The sequence below is a fragment of the Bradyrhizobium sp. USDA 4461 genome (genome assembly GCF_054055655.1).
In genome coordinates, this window is the sequence record NZ_JBSRXM010000001.1 from 5,570,127 (window position 1) to 5,588,206 (window position 18,080).

Consider the following 18,080-nt stretch of genomic DNA (forward strand, 5'->3'; position numbering starts at 1 on the left):
AAAGCAGGGACCCATAACCACGACCGCTAGCAATTGTGCACGGTGTCTCCCGACGTGCTCCATCGAAGGGCCGCGGCGTATGGGTCCCTGCTTTCGCAGGGACGACGGGCGGAGGGAGTTCGCGCAATGACGCTTTCCCTCCGTCTCCGCGCCGCCATCGTCTCGCTTGCACTGCTCGCCGCCTTCCTCGGTGCCTGGCACCTCGCGACCCGCAGCACGGGTGCGGCTGCGAACATGAGCCCTGAATACGCCAAGCTGATGGGGCTGACGGCGACCCAGGGCAAGTCGGCGATGCCGGGACCATTAGATGTCGGCGCGAAACTGTGGGAGCACCTGAAGCGGCCGTTCTACGATAACGGGCCAAACGACAAGGGGCTCGGCATCCAGCTCGCCTATTCGATCGGCCGGGTCGGGCTCGGCTATCTGATCGCGGTCATCGTTGCGATCCCGCTCGGCTTCACGATCGGGATGTCGCCTTTGATCAGCAAGGCGCTCGATCCCTTCATCCAGGTGCTGAAGCCGATCTCGCCACTGGCCTGGATGCCGCTGGCGCTCTACACCATCAAGGATTCCTCGATCTCGGCGATCTTCGTCATCTTCATCTGCTCGGTGTGGCCGATGCTGCTCAACACCGCGTTCGGGGTCGCAAGCGTCCGCAAGGAATGGATCAACGTCGCGCGCACGCTCGAGGTCGGCACCGTCAGGCGCGCCTTTACCGTGATCCTGCCGGCGGCGGCGCCGACGATCCTGACCGGCATGCGGATCTCGATCGGGATCGCCTGGCTCGTGATCGTGGCCGCCGAGATGCTCGTCGGCGGCACCGGCATCGGCTATTTCGTCTGGAACGAGTGGAACAATCTGTCGATCACCAATGTGATCATCGCGATCCTCCTGATCGGCCTTGTCGGCATGCTGCTCGACCAGGTGCTGGCGCGCTTCACGCGCATGGTGACGTTTCCGGAGTAGCGATGACCGACAAGTTCATCTCCATCGAGGGCATTGCGCGGCGCTATCCCGGCGCCGGCGGCGGCATCACCACCGTGTTCGAGAATTTCTGGCTGTCGATGGCGCGCGGCGAGTTCGGCTGCGTGATCGGCCATTCCGGCTGCGGCAAGACCACCGTGCTGAACATCCTCGCCGGCCTCGACAAGCCGAGCGAGGGCACCGTGATCGTCGACGGGCAGGGCATCGAGGGCACCAGCCTCGACCGCGCCGTGATCTTCCAGAGCCACGCGCTGCTGCCGTGGCGCACCGTGCTCGGCAACGTCGCCTACGCCGTCAGCTCGAAATGGCGCAAATGGGACCGCGCACGCGTGAAGGCTCACGCCGAGAGGTTCATCGATCTGGTCGGGCTGACCGGCTCCGAGCACAAGCATCCGTCGGAATTGTCTGGCGGCATGAAGCAGCGCGTCGGCATCGCGCGGGCGCTGTCGATCACGCCGAAGATCATGCTGATGGACGAGCCGTTTTCGGCGCTCGACGCGCTGACCCGCGGCACGCTCCAGGACGAGGTACGGCGCATCTGTCTCGAGACCGGACAGACCACGTTCATGATCACCCATGACGTCGACGAGGCGATCTTCCTCGCCGACAAGATCTTCCTGATGACCAACGGCCCCGGCGCCGTGCTGGCCGAGATCGTCGAGAATCCGCTGCCGAAGGATCGCGGCCGCATCGATCTGCACCGCCATCCCTACTATTATGCGCTGCGCAACCATATCGTCGATTTCCTGGTCAGCCGCAGCAAGAGCTTTGCGACCGAGGCGACCGGACACGATCCGCGCCACGTGCCTGTGGTGCGGCCCGGCGTCGGCGAGCCGGTGATCGTCTCGCCGCCGCGCGTCGTCGAACCCAATCCCGCGCAGAGCGCTGCGCGCTGAAGCCCAAAGGAGGAAACCCCATGAAACGCGAAGACCTCACCGAGAAGCTGCTCGACATCAAGCGCGAGAAGGGCTGGAGCTGGAAGCACATCTGCGAAAAGATCGGCGGCTATTCCGAAGTCCTGATCGTCGGCGCGATCCTCGGCCAGATGAAGCTGACAAAACCGCAGGCGGCCAATGCCGGCGAGCTGTTCGGGCTGTCGAAGGCCGAGATCGCGATGCTCAACGAGGTGCCGATGCGCGGCACCGGCACGCCGATGCCGCCGACCGATCCCCTGATCTACCGCTTCTACGAGATGGTGATGGTCAACGGCCCGGCCTGGAAGGCGCTGATCGAGGAGGAGTTCGGCGACGGCATCATGTCGGCGATCGACTTCGACATGGCGATGGAACGCGTCGCCAACCCCAAGGGCGACCGCGTCAAGATCACCATGAGCGGCAAGTTCCTGCCGTACAAATATTACGGCGCCAGCGGCAATGTGCCGGAATACGGCTTCAAGGAAGAGTAAGCGGGCGAATGGCGAATAGCCAATAGCGAATGGAATTTCTTCCACTCGCTATTCGCTACCCACTATTCGTCCTTCTACAAAATTGTGCCCGGCGTGTAGCGCGCGGCGTCCGGCTTGGCCTTGGCCAGCGCCTCGACCTGCTCGGCGAAGTGATCGACCTGGGCGGCGGCGTCGCCGGAGTTGGCGCGGCCCTGGTCGAGCACGGCCTTGAGCTCGGCTTCGCTCAAGCCGAGACGCGGATCGGCGGCGAGGCGCTGCAGCAGATCGTTCTGCACGATCTTACCGGTGCGCAGGTCGCCGATGGCCGCGACGGCATGTTCCTTGATCGCCTCGTGGGCACCCTCGCGGCCGGCGCCCTTCTTCACCGCTTCCATCATCACAGTGGTGGTCAGCAGGAACGGCAGATAGCGCTTCAGCTCGGTTTCGACGACAGCCTCGAATACCTCCATCTGGTCGAGCACGGTCAGCAACGTCTCGAGCAGCCCGTCCATGGCAAGGAAGGCATCGGGCAGCATGACGCGGCGGACCACCGAGCAGGAGACGTCGCCTTCGTTCCACTGATCGCCGGCGAGGCCTGCGGCCATCGCGAGATAGCCCTTCAGGATCACATGCAGGCCGTTAATGCGCTCGCAGGAGCGGCTGTTCATCTTGTGCGGCATGGCCGAGGAGCCGACCTGGCCCTTGGCAAAGCCTTCGCTGGCAAGTTCGTGGCCGGCCATCAGGCGGATGGTCTTGGCGAAGTTGCCGGGGCCGCTGGCGAGCTCGGTGAGCACGCTGACCGCGCGGAAATCGAGGCTGCGCGGATAGACCTGGCCGACGGCATCGAGCGCTTTGGGCAGACCGAGGTGAACGAGGATGCGCTGTTCCAGCGCCCGCGCCTTGCCGGCGTCGCCATTGAACAAGGTGATCTGGTCGAGACGGGTGCCGACCGCGCCCTTCAGGCCGCGCGCCGGATAGGTCTGCAGCACGTTGACCAGGCTCTGATGCGCCAGCAGCATCTCCTCGCCGGACATGGCGATGCGCTTGCCGAGCGTTGTGACCTGTGCGGCCACGTTGTGGGTGCGCGCGGTGAACGGAATGTCGCGCAGTTGCTTCGCACGCCTGGCAAAGCGAATGAGCGCGGCAATGCTCTTGGTCTCGACCAGCTGCAGGGCGCGGTAGACCTGGAGCTGCTCGACGTTCTCGGTGAGGTCGCGGCTGGTCATGCCCTTGTGCAGGTGCTCGTGACCGGCCAGATCGCAGAACTCCTCGATGCGCGCCTTGACGTCGTGGCGGGTGATCCGCTCGCGCTGCATGATGGACTTGAGGTTGATCTGGTCCTTCACCCGCTCGTAGCTTTCGATCACGCCATCCGGAACCGGAATGCCGAGATCGCGCTGGCCCTTCAGCACGGCGATCCAGTAGTCGCGTTCGAGCCGGACCTTGCCTTCGCCACTCCAGATGGCGCGCATGGCGGGTGAGGCGTAACGTTCGGCGAGGACGTTGGAAATGTGATCTTGGGACATGATCCCGCTCTCTTGGCATTGCCGGAGGCTGGCCGCAAGCCGCAAGCTGTCATGAATCGTCAGGTCTGATAGCGCCTTGGCCGGACTTGCGGTGCTGGCCCCACCATACCAGATTCTCGAAAGCGCCGCCTCTGGCGATCCCAGGCGGTGCCCGCATGCTCAGGGCTTGTCGTCGGCGCTCCCCGTCGTGGCGGTCAGGTCATGCCTGACCGGCCGCAAACATATCCCTCATCTCCTTCACCGGCGCCATGTCGCGGACGAAGCTGAACGCGCCCTGATCCTTCATCTCGCGGGCGCAGCGCAGGAAGGCGGCGAGCGCGTGGCGCTCCATCGCGCCGCCGACGCTGACGCGCTTGACGCCGGCGGCGGATAGTTGCTCGAGCGTCAAGGTCGGATCGGCAAAGCCCATCACGAGGTTGAACGGCTTCTTGACCGACGACACCACGGTCTTGATGGTGCCGAGGTCGTAGAGGCCCGGCGAATACAGCACATCGGCGCCGGCCGCCTCGAACGCCTGCAGCCGCTTGATAGTGTCGTCAAGGTCCTTGCGTCCCCAGAGGAAGTTCTCCGCCCGCGCCGTCAGCGTGAACGGGAAGGGCAGGGCCCGCGCCGCCTCGACGGCGGCCTGCACCCGCTCGACCGCGAGCGAGAACTCGTAAATCGGATGCTCGCGGTTGCCGGTCGAGTCCTCGATCGAGCCGCCGACCACGCCGGCTTCGGCCGCGCGCGCGATCGCCTTTGCCGCGGTCTTGGGATCGTCGGCGCCGCAATTCTCCAGATCGGCGTTGACCGGCAGGTCGGTGGCCTCTGCGATCACCCGGCAATTGTCGATGATGGCATCGAGGCTGACGCCGGATTGCCCGAGCGTGTTGGCGAGCCCGAGGCTGGTGGTCGCGAGCGCCTCGAACCCCATCGCCGCCAGCAGCTTCGCCGTTCCGGCATCCCACGGATTCGGAATGATGAAGGCGCCGGGCCGCTGATGCAACTCGCGAAACCGTGCTGCCTTGTCTGCCTGGGTGCGCATGTGAACTCCTGATGGTTGAAAAAGCGACTGAGACCTAGCGATAGGGCGGTTTCGGCCATCAGACAAATTTGTTATTTCTCTCACTGTCATCAGCTTTTTGCATGAGGCCGGAGATGGACAGCGACGCGCTCAACACGTTCCTGGTGGTGCACCGGCGCGGCGGGATCTCCAATGCCGCGAAAGCGCTGCATCGCTCGCAGCCGGCGATTTCCCGGCGCATCGCGCTGCTCGAGCAGGAGCTCGGCGTGCCGTTGTTCGAGCGGATCGCGGGCAAGACGCGGCTGAGCGATGCCGGTCGGGTGATGGTGCCCTATGCCGAACGCGCGGTGGCGGCAGCGCAGGACGCCGAGAATGCGGTGCGGGCGCTCCTGCGCGACAATTCCGGCCCGGTGGCGCTGGCGGTGACCGGTACGCTCGCCGGCGGGCGGCTGTCGAAGGTGCTGAAGCGCTTTGCCCGCCAGCATCCGGACGTCGCGCTGACCTTGCGTACCGCGACCAGCGCCGAGGTCAGCGATTTGATCCGGCGCGGCGAGGCCACGATCGGGCTGCGCTACGACCGCGACCGTTCAGGCGAGCTCGATTGCGAGGCGCTGCTTGCCGAGCCGCTCGGCGTGGTCTGCGCGCCGGACCATCCGCTGGCCGGACGCAAGGTCGGCAAGCTCGCCGATCTCAGGGATGAGCGCTGGATCGCTTTTCCCGAAGTGCCGGGACGCCGCGAGATCACCGCCTCGCACGTGTTCGCGTTGTTCCTGACGCACGGGCTCGGCGAGATCGCCTGGACGCCGGTCGACAGCCTGACGGCGCAGAAGCGGCTGGTGGAGGCCGGGCTCGGGATCGCGCTATTGTCGCAGAGCAATGCAGCGGAGGAATTGCGCGCGGCGACGCTGGCGACGATCCGCGTCGGCAATCTCACCGCCAGTCACGAGGTGGTCGCGGTGACGCGGCATGGCGGCTTCCTCAGCGCCGCGTCACGCCGTCTGCTCGACATCATTCGTAAGGAGTTTTCAAGAAGGCGAATGGCCAATCGCGAATAGCGAACGGATGCCCAATTCGCCATTCGCCACACCCCATTCGCCGGGTTCAGCTTCCCGCCTTGACCTGGGCCACCGCCACGGCCAGCAGCTCGTCCATCTTGGCGCGGATGTCGCGCTCGGTCGCGGCCTGGCCCTTGGCGGCGAGGTCCTTCAGCACCTTGTGCAGCACGTCGTTGTCGCCGGCTTCCTCGAAGTCGGCGGCGACCACCTCCTTGGCATAGGCGTTGGCGGCATCGCCTGCGATTCCGAGCTTTTCGGCGGCCCACAGGCCAAGCAGCTTGTTCCGGCGCGCCTCAGCCTTGAACTTCAGCTCCTCGTCGAGGGCGAACTTCTTCTCGAAACCTTCCTCGCGCTTGTTGAATTCGTTCATGGCCGAAGTTCCAATCCCCTGCTGAATGGCGGGTGATCCGCGCGTTGCGGCAGCCCCGATGCCTGCCTAGATAGGGGGGACGAATCGGCAAGACAACGAGCCGTTAAGCCGCAGGCAGAACAGGCGGAATCGGCCCTTTTTGATAGGGCGGTATAAGTGCCCCGAGGCGGGCACAATCGATTGTGCTGGATGGCCCAATCGGATAGGTTGCCCGCAGGCATGGTTCTTGTTCTGTTTCCAGTGGATTGTTCGGGTTCCAGGCCTCCGCGGCAGCTCCGTCGTGGGTCGTAACCCAAGTCATCCGGAGCACCCAAATCCATGGATTTCAACAAAACACGGTACATCCCAATGAGCCGTCGACGCCGTATTTATGAAGGCAAGGCCAAGGTGCTTTACGAAGGCCCCGAGCCGGGAACCCTGATCCAGCACTTCAAGGACGACGCGACCGCGTTCAATGCCAAGAAACACCAGGTGATCGAGGGCAAGGGCGTCCTCAACAACCGGATTTCGGAGTACCTGTTTCAGCACCTCAACGACATCGGGGTGCCGACCCACTTCATCCGCCGTCTCAACATGCGCGAGCAGCTGATTCGCGAGGTCGAGATCGTGCCGCTCGAGGTGGTGGTGCGGAACGTCGCCGCCGGCTCGCTGTCGCAGCGGCTCGGGATCGAGGAGGGCACCCAGCTGCCGCGCTCGATCATCGAGTTCTATTACAAGAACGACCAGCTCAACGACCCCATGGTGTCGGAAGAGCACATCACCGCCTTCGGCTGGGCGACGCCGCAGGAGATCGACGACATCATGGCGCTCGCCATCCGCGTCAACGACTTCCTCACCGGCCTCTTCCTCGGCATCGGCATCCGCCTCGTCGACTTCAAGATGGAGTGCGGCCGGCTGTTCGAGAACGAGATGATGCGGATCATCGTCGCCGACGAGATCTCGCCGGACTCCTGCCGGCTGTGGGACATCAAGTCGAACGAGAAGCTCGACAAGGACCGCTTCCGCCGGGATCTCGGCGGCCTGCTCGAGGCCTATACCGAAGTGGCCAAGCGGCTCGGCATCCTGATCGAAAATGAACGGCCGGCCGGCAGCGGTCCCGTGCTGGTGAAGAGTTAAGAGGCAATCGTGAAGGCACGTGTGACTGTGACATTGAAGTCGGGCATCCTCGATCCGCAGGGCAAGGCGATCGAGGGCGCGCTGAAATCGCTCGGCGTCGACGGCGTCGCCAGCGTTCGCCAGGGCAAGGTGTTCGACATCGAGCTCGCCGCGACCGACAAGGCCAAGGCGGAGGCAGCGCTGAAAGCCGCCGCCGACAAGCTGTTGGCGAATACCGTGATCGAGAATTACCGGGTCGAGGTCCTGAGCTAACGGGGCGAGCCAGATGATGTCAGCCGCTCCCGTCTCTCTTGGCAGCTCTCTTGGCAGTGACCGGACGATAGCCCGATTGTTGTTGGGCGGTTTGCTGACGGCTGCCGGGATCGCCGGTGCTTCGGCTCAGGCGCCGGCGCCGTCGGCGACCACGCAGCGGCCGCCGTTTGCAGTCAGCGGCTGGCGTTACGAGCGTCGCGCCGACACGCATCTGTTCCGCTGCGAGCAAGCGCAATGCGGAGCGGGTTCCAAGGTCAGCTACCGGGTGTACACCGGCGGAAATCAGATGACGCTCGATCAATTCCGTGACGGGCAGAACCAGATCATCAAGGCGCTGGAACAGCGGACGCCCGGACAGCGGATCACGCTGCTCGGTGTTGACGGCGACAAGGGCTCCGCGGTGCCGCGCATGTACAAGGCACGGCGCCTCACCGTGACGCCCAGCGGCGCAAGCGAGTATCAGGTCAACGGCCTGCTGTTTGGCGGCCAGGGCTCCGCCAGCCTGATCAGTTCGGCGCACGACGAGAAGGCCAGCAACGACAATTACGCAAGATTTGCCGCCGCAGTTAAGCTCGCGCTGGCACCCAAAACCAGGTGACGAAATGAAATCAGCCGTCCTCGTCTTTCCCGGCATCAACCGCGAGCGCGACATGGCGCGCGCGCTGAAACTCGCATCCGGCAACGAGACTGCGATGGTCTGGCACGCCGAGACCGCGCTGCCGAAAGGCACCGACCTCGTGGTGGTGCCCGGCGGCTTCTCCTATGGCGACTACCTGCGCTGCGGCGCGATCGCGGCGCGCGCGCCCGTGATGGACGCGGTGCGCGACTTCGCAGCCAAGGGTGGCCTCGTGCTCGGCGTCTGCAATGGCTTCCAGATCCTCTGCGAATCCGGCCTGCTGCCGGGCGTGCTGATGCGCAACGCCGGGCTGAAATTCGTCTGCCGCGACGTGCATATGAAGGTCGAGCGCTCCGACACGCCGTTCACCCGCGGCTACAATGCGGGCCAGGTGATCCGCGTGCCGGTGGCGCATGGCGAGGGCAACTACGAAGCCGACGAGGAGACGCTGAAGCGGCTCGAAGGCGACGGCCGGGTGCTGTACCGCTACTGCTCTGCCGACGGCGTGGTCGACGAGGCCTCGAACTTCAACGGCGCCGCGCATTCGATCGCCGGGATCGTCAACGAGCGCGGCAATGTGCTCGGCATGATGCCGCATCCGGAAAACCACGTCGAAGAGATCATGGGCTGCACCGACGGCCGCGGCCTGTTCGCAGGCCTGGTCCAGCAGTTCGAAAAGGCGGCGTAACGGAAATGCTGGGGCGGTGGTGCCTTGCCGCGGCCGCGGTACTCGTTTTCGCGACGGCAGTTCACGCTCAAGATTCCTCGAAGCCGGACTTCCCGAAACGCCCGATCACGATGATCGTGCCGTTCACGGCCGGCGGCACCTCCGACGTGATCGCCCGCGCGGTCGCCGACCAGATGAGCGCTGCGCTCGGCCAGACCATCATCATCGAGAATGTCGGCGGCGCCGGCGGCTCGACGGCGCTGACCCGCGCGGCCCGCGCCGAGCCGGACGGTTACACGATTGCGATCGGCAATGCCGGCACCAACGCCGCGACCTACACGATCTATCCGAAACTGTCGTTCACGCCTGACTCCTTTGCGCCGATCGCCGTGGTGGCGAAAACCTTCGGCATCGTCGCGCTGCGCAAGGATTTCCCGGCCAAGGACCTCAAGGACTTCATCGACTACGCCAGGAAGAATCCGGGCAAGGTCAATCTCGGCCATGCCGGCGTCGGCTCCTCGAACTACCTGATCTGCAAGAGCTTCGTGCATGCCGCCGGGATCGACGTGCAATTGATCGGCTATCGCGGCGCGGCGCTCGCGCTGACGGATGCGATCGGCAGCCAGATCGACGGCGTCTGCGATGCCGCGGCCTCGGTGTCGCAGGCGATCGACGACAAGCTCGTGAAGGCGGTGGTGGTCGGCTCGACCGTGCGGCTCGCCTCGCTGCCGGAACTGCCGACCTCGGCCGAAGCCGGATTGCCGGAGTTCGAGGCGCAGGGCTGGAACGGCCTGTTCGCACCGAAGGGCACGCCTCCGGAAATTATCGCCAAGTTGAATGCTGCCGCGCGCAGCGCAGTCGCGAGCGAAGCGGTGAAGAAACGCTTCGTCGACCTGTCGACGGTTGCGCCCGATGCCGATGAGCTTGCACCCGAGGTGCTGCAGCAACTGGTGACCCGCGACGTCGCGAAATACCGCGCGCTGCTGGCAGACGACAAGAAGTAGCAAGTCGTCCTCGCTGCGTTGGCTCTGCCTCGAGGCGGTCGCCGAGGCGGCAGGCTTGCGTCGCCAGGTTGGCCTGAAACTTGCTGGTGGTCTCCTGATCGTCGGACGGGAGCTGCATCATGCTCATTCGCAAGGCTTACTGCACGATAGCGCTCCTGTGCGCGCTGCTGACGTGGCGTTCAGCTGCGGCCGAGACCACGCTGCGCATCGCCATGACGGCGTCCGATATCCCGACGGCAACCGGGCTGCCGAATAACGGCTTCGAAGGCATGCGCTTTCTCGGCTATCCGATCTTTGAGGGTCTGGTGCTGTGGAATCTGACCGGGACCGACCGCTTGGCCACTTTGCGTCCCGGACTCGCGGAGAAATGGGAACAGGACCCCGCCGACAGCAAGACCTGGATTTTCCATCTGCGCCAGGGCGTCAAATTCCACGATGGTACCGACTTCAATGCCGATGCCGTGATCTGGAATCTCGATCGCTACTTCAACAGCGAGAGCCCGCAATTTGAACCGCCGAGCTCGGCGATGTCGCGGGCGCGGGTCCCGGTGATGGGCAGTTACCGGAAGATCGACGACGCAACGGTGGCGATCACGACGACGAAGCCGGCATCCTATTTTCCCTATATGGCGGTCTATCTTCTGTTCACCTCGCCCGCGTCATTCGAAAAGGCCGGCCGCGACTGGGCCAAGGTCGCGACGTTGCCGGCTGCCGGCACCGGGCCGTTCCGCATCACCAGGATTGTGCCGCGGCAAGAGGCAGACCTGGCGCGCTGGGACAAATATTGGGACACGAGCAAGATCGCGAAGGTCGACAACGTCGTGTTGCTGCCGATCCCCGAGGCCAATTCGCGGTTGGCCGCCTTGCGCGCCGGCCAGGTCGACTGGATCGAAGTGCCGCCGGCCGATGGCATCGACTCGCTGAAATCCGCCGGCTTCACTATTACCACCGGTTCCTATCCGCATGTCTGGCCGTGGTTCTACAACATCGGCGCCGCCAACAGCCCGTTCAAGGATGTCAGGGTTCGCCAAGCCCTGAACTACTGCATCGATCGGGACGGGCTGGTGTCCCTGCTCAACGGGACCGCAGAGCCGTCGGTCGGCTGGCTCAAGGTCAGCGATCCCGATTTCGGCGCGCCGGCCAACCGCTACAAATTCGATCCGACCAAAGGCAAGGCGCTGCTTGCCGAGGCCGGTTACACGCCGGCAAAGCCCTTGGGGTTCAAGGTGCTGATCTCGAACTCAGGCTCGGGGCAGATGCTGCCGCTGCCGATGAACGAATTCCTCCAGCAGAACCTGAAGGAAGCCTGCGGGGTCAATGTGGAATTCGACGTGATCGAATGGCAGGTGCTCTTGACCGCGGCCCGGGCCACGCCCGACAGCCCAAATTTGCGGGGCGCGATGGCGCTCAATATCAGCTCGCCTTCGTCGGACGCCGGCGTGATGGCGCGCTATTTCCTGGCTGCCAATTTTTCTCCGAACGGATTCAATTTCGAGCAATGGAAGGACGACGAGTTCGAAGCCGCACTCAGGACGATTTCGGAAGCGACCGATCCGAAAGTGATCTCGGCGGCCTATCGCAAGGCGCATGAGCGCCTCGTCGACGACCCGCCCTGGCTCTATATTGTCCACGATCTGAACCCTCGCGCGATGAGTCCGAAGGTGAAGGGTTTTGTGTCGCCCCAGTCGTGGTTCGTCGACCTCACGCTGGTCAGCATGCAATAAGCCGGAATCCGGTATCGTCGCCCGCATGCTCGCGCCATGGCGCAAGGAGCATGAACCCGATCCGTTTCGTCCGCGACCAATGCAGGGTAGTCGCTGCCGCTTCACGATCTCTTCACGCTAGCGCCGCCGGGGTAACAACCGGGGATTGTCGCGACGTGCCGGGCGCGTTATGACGGTGGCGACTTTGGATGGTCTGTCCGGCTCGCTGGGATCCTTGATGCCTGTTGCATTGGTCATATTGCTGCTCGACATCTCGCTGATCTATCACGCCTCGCGCACCGGGCGCTTGCAGCCCTGGGCCTTCATCATCCTGATGGTGCCGCTGATCGGCGCACTCGCCTACATCGTCGTCGAGCTCGTTCCGGAATGGTGGGGCGGGCCGGGTGCCGCGCAGGCACGCAAGCGCGTCGCCAACCGGCTCGATCCGGAGAAGCGCTATCGCGAATTGTCCGACCGGCTCGCGACGTCGGATACGATCGCCAACCGCGCGGCGCTCGCCGCCGAATGCCACTCCATCGGGCGCTTCGAGGAGGCCGAGGGCCATTACGACCACGTGCTGGGGCTGCCGCAAGGCGACGATCCGGCTTACGCGCTGGCCAAGGCGCAGGCCCAGTTCGCCCGCAAGCAGCCCGCCGAGGCGCTGGCGACACTCGATGCCTTGCGCGAGCGCTGGCCCGATTTCGAATCCGCCGAGGGGCATCTGCTCTACGCCCGTGCGCTCGCCGAGATCGGCCGGCTCGACGAGGCGCTGGAGGAATACCAGGCGGTGTCGCAGTATTTCCCCGGCGCCGAGGCGCGGGTCCGCTACGGCCTTCTGCTACAGCTGGTCGGCCGCACCGCCGAGGCGCGCATGGTGTTCAACGAGCTGCTGATCCAGATGCGGCGTGCGCCGAAATATCTGCGCGACGCGCAGGCCGAGTGGCTCTCGATCGCCGAGAAGCAATTGTCGACCTAGCTTGTCACTTCCGTGCTCCAAACCCGCGTTAGACTCAAGCAAAGGCGATCAGGTCAACGAGGTAGTGCGCCAGCACGACCGGCCAAATCGCACCTGACCGCCGATACATCACCATCAGAAGAATGCCGATTGTCGCGGCGAGCAGGACGTTTCCGATCCCGGCCCACCAGTGATAGGCACCGAACATGAGCGATGTGACCAGGACGGCAAGCGTCCGGTCGCCCAGATAGGGCTGCGCGACGCTCCGAAGGCATCGCCTGAAAATGATCTCTTCGCTGGCCGCTACCAACGCGAGGCCGAACACAAGGTCGAAACCGTAAAGCCAGCCGGTCGGGTGCGGATACACGCCGACGACAGTCGCCGGAAACTCTGTATCGATCAGGCGCCGCGGCCACTGACCCAGACGCTCCAGCAGCGAAAGTCCCGCGATCCAGAGCCCGAGTTCAAGGAGGGCGATTCGATTTTGCTGCCGCCCAAAGGCAACACTTCGTGCCGCGGGAATCATCGCGAGGATGGCCAAAGCGGCTATCCGGCCGACATAGTCCCAACCCAGCCAGCTCGCTGCATGGTGTTGATGCAGCCGCATGAGTTGGGATGCAAAGAGCGGGATCAACGCGAGTGCAAACCACCAGAGATCGGACGCGCGATCAGCCTTCGAGTCGCCAAAGGTGTCCGGCGAACGATTTTCCATGTTCGACCTCTAACGGGACGCGCCCCGACAGACTTGCGGTCAACTACCTCACATTCGCGCAATCTGTGTCAATCGGGCGATGACTGCGTCCCGGCAATTCCAAGTCTGCGCGAATTCAGCTTCAACGGCCGCGCAATCGTCTCAACCACCGCTTCACCACTTCGCCTGGCACCGTCATCGCGGCGACGCCGGCCATGACCAGCACGAGGCCGAGCACCAGGTTCGACGGCACGGATTCGCCGAGCAGGATCACCGACAGCGCGACGCCGATCGGAATCCGCAAGTAACCCTGCGCATTGGTCGTGAGCGTGCCGAGCCGCGTCAGGCACATGTAGAACAGCATCAGGCCGAATGCGCTGGAGAAGATGCCCATTACGACGGTGGCGACCAGCGCCTGGGTGGTCGGGTGCAGCGTCCAGGGATGGTCGACGATCAGCGCGACCGGCAGCAGCACGGTGCCGCCGAAAAGCAGCGAACCGGCTGCGACCACCATCGGGTCGTAGTCCGACAGCCGGAGCCCGAAGATCGTGGCGCAGGCGAACGAGACGGTGGCGAGCAGGATCGCGATCTCGGCGACAATTTCCCTGCCGAAGCCCGAGAGCGCGTCGAGGCCGATGATCGCGACCGTGCCGGCGAGGCCGAGGATCGCGCCGACCAGCTTGAGTAGCGAGGCCGGCTCGTGCCGCGTGATTGTCCAGGTGATGAGGAAGGCGAAGATCGGCGTGGTCGAGGCCAGCACCACGGTGTTGGACGCCGGTACGTAAAGCTGCGCCCAGGTGATCACCAGAAACGGGATCGTGGAGTTGATGGTCTGTTGGAAGGCGAACAGCTTCCAGGCCTTGATGTCGGTCGGGATGCGGATGCCGCGCAGCCGCAGCACGATGAGCAGGAAGGCGGCCGCGACCAGCGAACGCGCCGAGATGAAGGTGACCGGCGGGATCGAGCCGAGCCCGATCTTGGTCAGCGGATAAGTCGAGCTCCAGCAGCAGGCCAGCGCCAGCAGCAGCGCATAGTCGCGCCAGCCGCGCGCGCCCGGCGCTAAGGTGGACGGAGGAGGCGTGATCGCGGGAGCCGTCACGCCGGCTGTCTTGCCCGTCCGGTTCAGCATGATCTCCGCGCAAACGCGTTCCGCGTCTGTCGCGAGCGAAAACCGCCTCGCACTTTTCCGGATCTTGCTCTGATTGTGCTCTGCGGCACCTTGATTGGCTCCCTCCGCGCATCGGCGCGCGATGGAGCGAATGTAGCTTGGCCGTGGGGCCAACGGCTAGGGGCGGTTCAGACGGAAAACGTGATGGATGCCGGCCCGGCGCCCATCACGCGGAATTTGCGCGCGCTGCCTGCGCGGGACTTCGCCGGCGCAGCACTCGCTCAGCACCTCGCCGTCGACGTAATGCGGCGTCACGCGCTCGGCTGCGCCGTCGTTTTATGCTTCACCCGCTTGATGGTGCCGGAGAAGGTGAACACTGCGCGCGTACCCGCGCGCAGTGTGCCGCGCAGGAAAATGAGCGATCCGCCCGCGCGCGTGATCTCGCCGTCGCATTCGATCAGCTCGCCCTCGCGTGCTGCGTCGAGGAACTCGCATGAGAAACCGACCGTGACGCCTTGCCCCTGCAACTCGGAGGCTGCAAGCGCGAACAGGCAGTAGTCGGCGAAGGTCATGAAGCAGCCGCCGTGGACATTGCCGGCGCCGTTGAGGTGCTTCCGGGCGACCCGAAAGGCGCACCTGATGCGGCCGTCCTCGTCCATGCGGTGGTAAAACGGGCCAGTATGGGTCTCGAAATTGTCCCTCGTCCAGGTTCGCCAGCCGGCGAATTCGCCCTCGGTTTCGACGTGCAGGTCGGGGCGGCGATTGAATGCGGTCTCTGGCGCGGTCTTGACGAGCTCGTTCACGAAATCTGGCCTTCAATTAGCGGGTTCGGGTCCTTAAATCCGATCCATCCCCATTGTGCAAATCCGGGTAGCAAATTCCGGGCCGCGTCCAGCCGCCGCAAAGCTCTGGACAGCCCGGAAATGCCCCGTAAAAGGCCTTTTCGCCCCCGTTCGATCTACCTATTAAGGGTCCCATGACCGCGCCCAAGAACGAGCCTAAGAACGAACCGAAGATCACCCCCGAACTCGTCGCCGCCCACGGGCTGAAGCCGGACGAGTACGAGCGCATCCTGAAGCTGATCGGGCGAGTTCCGACCTTCACCGAGCTCGGCATCTTCTCGGCGATGTGGAACGAGCATTGCTCGTACAAGTCGTCCCGGATCCATCTGCGCGGCCTGCCGACCAAGGCCCCCTGGGTGATCCAGGGCCCCGGCGAGAATGCCGGCGTGATCGATATCGGCGACGGCCAGGCGGTGGTCTTCAAGATGGAGAGCCACAACCATCCGAGCTATATCGAGCCCTATCAGGGGGCGACCACCGGCGTCGGCGGCATCCTGCGCGACGTCTTCACCATGGGCGCGCGCCCGATCGCCTGCCTGAACGCGCTGAGCTTCGGGGCGCCCGAGCACCCGAAGACCCGGCATCTGGTGTCCGGCGTGGTCGCCGGCGTCGGCGGCTACGGCAATTCGTTCGGGGTGCCGACGGTCGGCGGCCAGGTCCGCTTCCACACCCGCTATGACGGCAACATCCTGGTCAACGCGATGGCGGTGGGCCTCGCCAGAGCTGACAAGATCTTCTACGCGGCGGCCTCCGGCGTGAACATGCCGATCGTCTATCTCGGCTCCAAGACCGGCCGCGACGGCATCCATGGCGCCTCGATGGCCTCGGCCGAGTTCGACGATGCCTCCGAGGAGAAGCGGCCGACCGTGCAGGTCGGCGACCCCTTCGCCGAGAAGCTGCTGCTCGAAGCCTGCCTCGAGATCATGGCAGCCGATTGCGTCGTCGCGATCCAGGACATGGGCGCAGCCGGCCTGACCTGCTCGGCGGTCGAGATGGGCGCCAAGGGCGATCTCGGCGTCGACCTCCATCTCGACGCGGTGCCGACCCGCGAGACCGGCATGAGCGCCTACGAGATGATGCTCTCAGAGAGCCAGGAGCGCATGCTCATGGTGCTCAAGCCCGAAAAGGAGCAGGAGGCCGAGGCGATCTTCCGCAAATGGGGGCTCGATTTCGCGATCGTCGGCTACACCACGCCGACCAAACGCTTCGTCGTCAAGCATGGCGGCGACGTGATGGCCGATCTGCCGATCAAGGAGCTCGGGGACGAGGCGCCGGTCTATGACCGTCCGCATGTCGCATCGGGCGCGCTGCCGGTGATCCGTGGCCAGGACGTCAAGCCGCCGCTCGGCATCGCCGACGCGTTGACCAAGCTGATCGGCACGCCCGAACTGTGCTCGAAGCGCTGGGTCTGGGAGCAGTACGACCACGTCATCCTCGGCAACACCATGCAGCGCCCCGGCGGCGATGCCGCGGTGGTGCGCGTCGAGGACGGGCCGAAGGGGCTTGCGCTCACCGTCGACGTCACGCCGCGCTATTGCGAGGCCGATCCGTTCGAGGGCGGCAAGCAGGCAGTGGCCGAAGCCTGGCGCAACATCACCGCGGTCGGCGGCCGGCCACTCGCGATCACCGACAATCTCAATTTCGGCAATCCGGAGCGGCCCGAGATCATGGGCCAGTTCGTCGGCTGCCTGAAAGGAATTGCGGAAGCCTGTATCGCGCTGGACTTCCCGGTCGTATCCGGCAACGTCTCGCTCTACAACGAGACCAACGGCCGTGGCATCCTGCCGACACCCTCGATCGGCGGCGTCGGCGTGCTCGACGACTTCACCAAGTCGGCGACACTGGCATTCAAGGCGGCGGGCGAGGCGATTCTCCTGGTCGGAGACACCCAGGGCTGGCTCGGCCAGTCGGTTTACCTGCGCGATGTCTGCGGCCGCGAGGAGGGCTCTCCGCCGCCGGTCGATCTCGCCACCGAGAAGCGCAATGGCGACGTGGTGCGCGGCATGATCCGCGCCGGCACCGCGACTGCGGTGCATGACGTGTCCGACGGCGGGCTCCTGATCGCGCTGGCCGAGATGGCGATCGCAAGCGGTATCGGCGCGCAGCTCCTGGCGGCGCCGTCCTCGATCGTGCCGCATGCCTATTGGTATGGCGAGGATCAGGCGCGCTACATCGTCACCGTGCCGGCTGCCGACGCAGGCCTCGTGCTGGCGAAGATGAAGGGCGCCGGCGTGCCCTGCGCGCGGATCGGCACCACCGGCGGCGATGCGATTGCGGTCGCGGGCGAGGCGCCGGTTGCGGTCGAAAGCCTGTCGCGCGCCTTCGAGCATTGGCTGCCGAACTACATGAGCGGCACCGCTGCCTGATCCGGCAGGATCAGCGTCACAACGCAACGACCTCAATAGCGCGATGATTCCATCATCGCGCTATTATCTTTTGTTCAACCGCGATGCCTGCGGATCGCGTCAGGTCGCGCTGCGAACCGCGCGCCAGGCAAAGATGATGATGCAGGCGCCGATGAAGCCGGCGATGAGATAGCTGAGCCAGCCGCCGCCGAGCGACACGCCGAGCAGACCCAACAGCCAGTTCGCCAGCGCCGCGCCGACGATGCCGAGGATGATGTTCATGAAGATGCCGGTTCCGGACTTCATGAACATCTCGGCGAGCCAGCCGGCCAAGCCGCCGACGATGATGGCGGCGATCCATCCAACTTGAGGGTCGTTCATCTGAGGACGCTCCTTGAGGTCATGCAGTCCGCCCAGCATACCCGAGAATCACCCGGCGGCATGTGACCAATGGCAGGT

General features: G+C 64.8%; 19 protein-coding genes. 12 read left to right on the forward strand and 7 right to left on the reverse strand.

Going from position 1 to position 18,080, the window contains the following annotated elements; all coding sequences use genetic code 11:
- Positions 1 to 126 precede the first annotated feature (126 nt).
- Genes ntrB through cynS form a run of 3 tightly spaced genes read left to right on the forward strand, consistent with a single transcriptional unit; the run spans position 127 to position 2,389 of the window.
- Positions 127 to 966, forward strand: coding sequence for a nitrate ABC transporter permease (gene ntrB / locus ACVINW_RS25830; RefSeq protein WP_456753912.1), 840 nt, complete (start codon positions 127 to 129; stop codon positions 964 to 966).
- A gap of 2 nt (positions 967 to 968) precedes the next feature.
- Positions 969 to 1,880: an ABC transporter ATP-binding protein gene (locus ACVINW_RS25835; RefSeq protein WP_456753913.1), complete on the forward strand. Its 912-nt coding sequence runs from the start codon at positions 969 to 971 to the stop codon at positions 1,878 to 1,880.
- A gap of 20 nt (positions 1,881 to 1,900) precedes the next feature.
- Entirely contained in the window at positions 1,901 to 2,389 is a 489-nt protein-coding gene (gene cynS, locus ACVINW_RS25840) for a cyanase (RefSeq protein ID WP_163160216.1), read from the forward strand.
- Between the two features lie 74 nt (positions 2,390 to 2,463).
- On the opposite strand, the gene purB is transcribed toward cynS, so the two are convergent.
- Both purB and ACVINW_RS25850 read right to left on the reverse strand, forming a co-directional pair.
- Positions 2,464 to 3,894, reverse strand: a complete 1,431-nt coding sequence (purB, locus tag ACVINW_RS25845) for an adenylosuccinate lyase (protein ID WP_456753914.1) — start codon at positions 3,892 to 3,894, stop codon at positions 2,464 to 2,466.
- 199 nt (positions 3,895 to 4,093) lie between these two features.
- The gene (locus tag ACVINW_RS25850; protein ID WP_456753915.1) at positions 4,094 to 4,918 is read right to left on the reverse strand and encodes an isocitrate lyase/PEP mutase family protein; all 825 of its coding nucleotides are present in this window, start codon (positions 4,916 to 4,918) and stop codon (positions 4,094 to 4,096) included.
- A gap of 113 nt (positions 4,919 to 5,031) precedes the next feature.
- Between ACVINW_RS25850 and ACVINW_RS25855 the strand changes: the two genes are divergently transcribed.
- Positions 5,032 to 5,952 (forward strand): LysR family transcriptional regulator, encoded by a 921-nt coding sequence (locus ACVINW_RS25855; protein WP_456753916.1) that lies wholly within the window; start codon positions 5,032 to 5,034, stop codon positions 5,950 to 5,952.
- Positions 5,953 to 5,998: 46 nt separating this feature from the next.
- Here the strand turns inward: ACVINW_RS25855 and ACVINW_RS25860 are convergent, their stop codons facing one another.
- Positions 5,999 to 6,322, reverse strand: a complete 324-nt coding sequence (locus ACVINW_RS25860) for a DUF1476 domain-containing protein (RefSeq protein ID WP_456753917.1) — start codon at positions 6,320 to 6,322, stop codon at positions 5,999 to 6,001.
- A 348-nt stretch (positions 6,323 to 6,670) separates the two neighbouring features.
- Here ACVINW_RS25860 and purC point away from each other — a divergent pair, with 348 nt between their 5' ends.
- From purC to ACVINW_RS25895, 7 genes are all read left to right on the forward strand, one after another.
- Positions 6,671 to 7,438, forward strand: coding sequence for a phosphoribosylaminoimidazolesuccinocarboxamide synthase (gene purC, locus ACVINW_RS25865; RefSeq protein ID WP_016843454.1), 768 nt, complete (start codon positions 6,671 to 6,673; stop codon positions 7,436 to 7,438).
- 9 nt (positions 7,439 to 7,447) lie between these two features.
- Entirely contained in the window at positions 7,448 to 7,690 is a 243-nt protein-coding gene (gene purS / locus ACVINW_RS25870) for a phosphoribosylformylglycinamidine synthase subunit PurS (RefSeq protein ID WP_029083848.1), read from the forward strand.
- A gap of 13 nt (positions 7,691 to 7,703) precedes the next feature.
- Positions 7,704 to 8,288: a hypothetical protein gene (locus tag ACVINW_RS25875; protein ID WP_456753918.1), complete on the forward strand. Its 585-nt coding sequence runs from the start codon at positions 7,704 to 7,706 to the stop codon at positions 8,286 to 8,288.
- A gap of 4 nt (positions 8,289 to 8,292) precedes the next feature.
- The gene (purQ, locus tag ACVINW_RS25880; protein ID WP_166206990.1) at positions 8,293 to 8,994 is read left to right on the forward strand and encodes a phosphoribosylformylglycinamidine synthase subunit PurQ; all 702 of its coding nucleotides are present in this window, start codon (positions 8,293 to 8,295) and stop codon (positions 8,992 to 8,994) included.
- A 5-nt stretch (positions 8,995 to 8,999) separates the two neighbouring features.
- Positions 9,000 to 9,977 (forward strand): tripartite tricarboxylate transporter substrate-binding protein, encoded by a 978-nt coding sequence (locus ACVINW_RS25885; protein ID WP_456753919.1) that lies wholly within the window; start codon positions 9,000 to 9,002, stop codon positions 9,975 to 9,977.
- Positions 9,978 to 10,096: 119 nt separating this feature from the next.
- On the forward strand, positions 10,097 to 11,701 hold the full coding sequence (locus ACVINW_RS25890) for an ABC transporter substrate-binding protein (protein WP_456753920.1): 1,605 nt from the start codon (positions 10,097 to 10,099) through the stop codon (positions 11,699 to 11,701).
- 217 nt (positions 11,702 to 11,918) lie between these two features.
- Positions 11,919 to 12,656, forward strand: a complete 738-nt coding sequence (locus tag ACVINW_RS25895) for a tetratricopeptide repeat protein (RefSeq protein ID WP_456753921.1) — start codon at positions 11,919 to 11,921, stop codon at positions 12,654 to 12,656.
- A 34-nt stretch (positions 12,657 to 12,690) separates the two neighbouring features.
- On the opposite strand, the gene ACVINW_RS25900 is transcribed toward ACVINW_RS25895, so the two are convergent.
- The 3 genes from ACVINW_RS25900 to ACVINW_RS25910 all read right to left on the reverse strand — a co-directional run bounded on the left by ACVINW_RS25900 (position 12,691) and on the right by ACVINW_RS25910 (position 15,237).
- Positions 12,691 to 13,347 carry a CPBP family intramembrane glutamic endopeptidase gene (locus ACVINW_RS25900; RefSeq protein WP_456753922.1) on the reverse strand — a complete coding sequence of 219 codons (657 nt, stop codon included), beginning with the start codon at positions 13,345 to 13,347 and terminating at the stop codon, positions 12,691 to 12,693.
- 121 nt (positions 13,348 to 13,468) lie between these two features.
- Positions 13,469 to 14,455 (reverse strand): DMT family transporter, encoded by a 987-nt coding sequence (locus ACVINW_RS25905; protein WP_456753923.1) that lies wholly within the window; start codon positions 14,453 to 14,455, stop codon positions 13,469 to 13,471.
- 290 nt (positions 14,456 to 14,745) lie between these two features.
- On the reverse strand, positions 14,746 to 15,237 hold the full coding sequence (locus tag ACVINW_RS25910) for a PaaI family thioesterase (protein ID WP_456753924.1): 492 nt from the start codon (positions 15,235 to 15,237) through the stop codon (positions 14,746 to 14,748).
- 173 nt (positions 15,238 to 15,410) lie between these two features.
- Here ACVINW_RS25910 and purL point away from each other — a divergent pair, with 173 nt between their 5' ends.
- Complete coding sequence (purL, locus tag ACVINW_RS25915; RefSeq protein WP_456753925.1) at positions 15,411 to 17,642, forward strand: phosphoribosylformylglycinamidine synthase subunit PurL; 2,232 nt, start codon at positions 15,411 to 15,413, stop codon at positions 17,640 to 17,642.
- Between the two features lie 99 nt (positions 17,643 to 17,741).
- On the opposite strand, the gene ACVINW_RS25920 is transcribed toward purL, so the two are convergent.
- Entirely contained in the window at positions 17,742 to 18,002 is a 261-nt protein-coding gene (locus tag ACVINW_RS25920; RefSeq protein ID WP_456753926.1) for a GlsB/YeaQ/YmgE family stress response membrane protein, read from the reverse strand.
- Positions 18,003 to 18,080 lie beyond the last annotated feature (78 nt).